Source organism: Streptomyces sp. NPDC032198, from assembly GCF_040636975.1.
GTDB lineage: Bacteria > Actinomycetota > Actinomycetes > Streptomycetales > Streptomycetaceae > Streptomyces.
Genome location: NZ_JBEZVL010000044.1, coordinates 1 through 2,072, shown reverse-complemented (window position 1 = coordinate 2,072; position 2,072 = coordinate 1). Strand labels below are relative to the sequence as shown.

The window sequence follows — 2,072 nt, the reverse complement described above, 5'->3', positions numbered from 1 at the left end:
GCGTGTTCGTCCTCGCTGGTGGCCCTGCACCTGGCCGTGACCGCGCTGCGCCAGCGCGAGTGTGACGTCGCGCTGGCCGGTGGCGTGACGGTGATGTCGACGCCCTCGGTCTTCGTGGAATTCTCCCGCCTGCAGGGCACCGCCGCCGACGGCCGCTGCAAAAGCTTCTCCGCCGACGCCGACGGAGCAGGCTGGTCCGAGGGCTGCGGCGTACTGGTCCTCAAACGACTCTCGGCCGCACAGGCCGCCGGCGACCGCGTGCTGGCCGTCATCCGCGGAACGGCCATCAACCAGGACGGCCGATCCCAGGGACTGACCGCCCCCAACGGACCCTCACAACAGCGGGTAATTGAACAGGCGTTGTCGCGTGCGGGGCTGTCGCCCTCCGACGTGGACGCCATCGAGGCGCACGGCACCGGAACACCGCTGGGTGACCCGGTCGAAGCCGGGGCACTGGCCGCCGTCTTCGGGCCCGGACGCCCCGCGGAACGACCGGTCTGGCTGGGCTCCTCGAAGTCCAACATCGGCCACGCCCAGGCCGCCGCCGGCGTCGCAGGCGTCATCAAAATGGTCCTCGCACTGCAACACGAAGAGCTGCCCGCGACCTTGCACGCCGAACAACCCAGCGACCACATCGACTGGCAAGACAGCAACCTCCAGCTGCTGAACACGGCACGCCCCTGGCCACGCGAGGAAACCCGTACACGGTACGCAGGCGTGTCCTCGTTCGGCCTGTCCGGCACCAACGCCCACCTCGTCCTCGAAGAAGCACCGACGCTCACGGGTTCCACGGCGGAACTCGAAGAGGTCTCGCCCGAGGCCGGTGCCTCCTCCGGTGGTGTGCTTCCGGTGGTGGTGTCGGGTCGGGACGCGGGTGTGGTGCGAGCACAGGCCCGCCGCTGGGCCCAGTGGTGGCGCGAGCACCCAGAGGTCCCGCTGGAGCGCGTCGCCTCGACGGCCCTGTGGAACCGCAGTTGGTTCGACTCCCGCGGCGCCGTCCTGGCCACCACCCGTGACCAGGCCATCAGCCGACTGGAAGCGCTCGCCGAGGGCACCGATGCCATCGGAGTGATCGGCCCCATCGAAACGCTGGGCGGGGAGGCACTCCAGGAGGCCGGCCCTGGGGGTATATGGGTGTTCCCGGGGCAGGGTTCGCAATGGGAGGGCATGGGCCGGGAGTTGTGTGAGCACTCCCCCGCCTTCGCCGAAACCGTGGCCGCCTGCGATGCCGCCCTACGGCCCTGGACCGGATGGTCGGTCACCGAATGCCTCACCGGCCAACGCCCCCTCACCGGCGTAGAAGAAATCCAGCCCGCACTGTTCACCATGAGCCTGGGCCTGGCCGCCTGGTGGAAATCCATGGGCATCACCCCCCACGCCGTCATCGGACACTCCCAAGGCGAAGTCGCCGCCGCCGTCGTCGCCGGCATCCTCACCCTCGAACAAGGCGCACAAATCGTCGCCACCCGCTCACAAGCCGTCGCCACATGCCACGGCCAAGGCGGCATGGCCGTCATCGAACGCGGCCACCAATGGATCCGCGAACGCCTGACCGGCACCAACCTGTCCATCGCCGCAGTCAACACCCCCACCTCCACCATCATCTCCGGCGACAACCACGCCCTCGACACCCTCCTCACCCAACTGAAGACCGAAAACATCTTCGCCCGCCGAGTACAAGTCGACTACGCCTCCCACAGCGCACACATGGACCCCCTCCTCCCCCACCTGGCAGAAGAACTCGCCGACCTCCAACCCACCCCCGGACACACCCCGCTCTACTCCACCGTCCACGGCCGCCTGATCCACGGCACCGAAATGAACGCGGACTACTGGTGCGCCAACCTGCGCCAAACAGTCCGCTTCGACCAGGCAGGCCAGGCAGCCATCGACGACGGCCACCACACCTGGATCGAGATCAGCCCCCACCCCGTCATGGCCATGGCCCTCGACCAAATCACCCAGCACCACGGCGGAACCACCGTCGCCACCGCCCACCGCAACCACGCCGACACCACCGACGTACTCTCCGCATGGGTCCACGCCGGACTCACCCACGCAGACACATGGCC

1 protein-coding gene is annotated in these 2,072 nt (G+C 68.7%); it reads left to right on the top strand.

All coding sequences use genetic code 11. The features are described 5' to 3' along the window. Nucleotides 1-2,072, top strand: a 2,072-nt coding sequence (locus AB0E78_RS41805; protein WP_361844951.1) for a type I polyketide synthase, incomplete at both ends; no start/stop codon positions are given.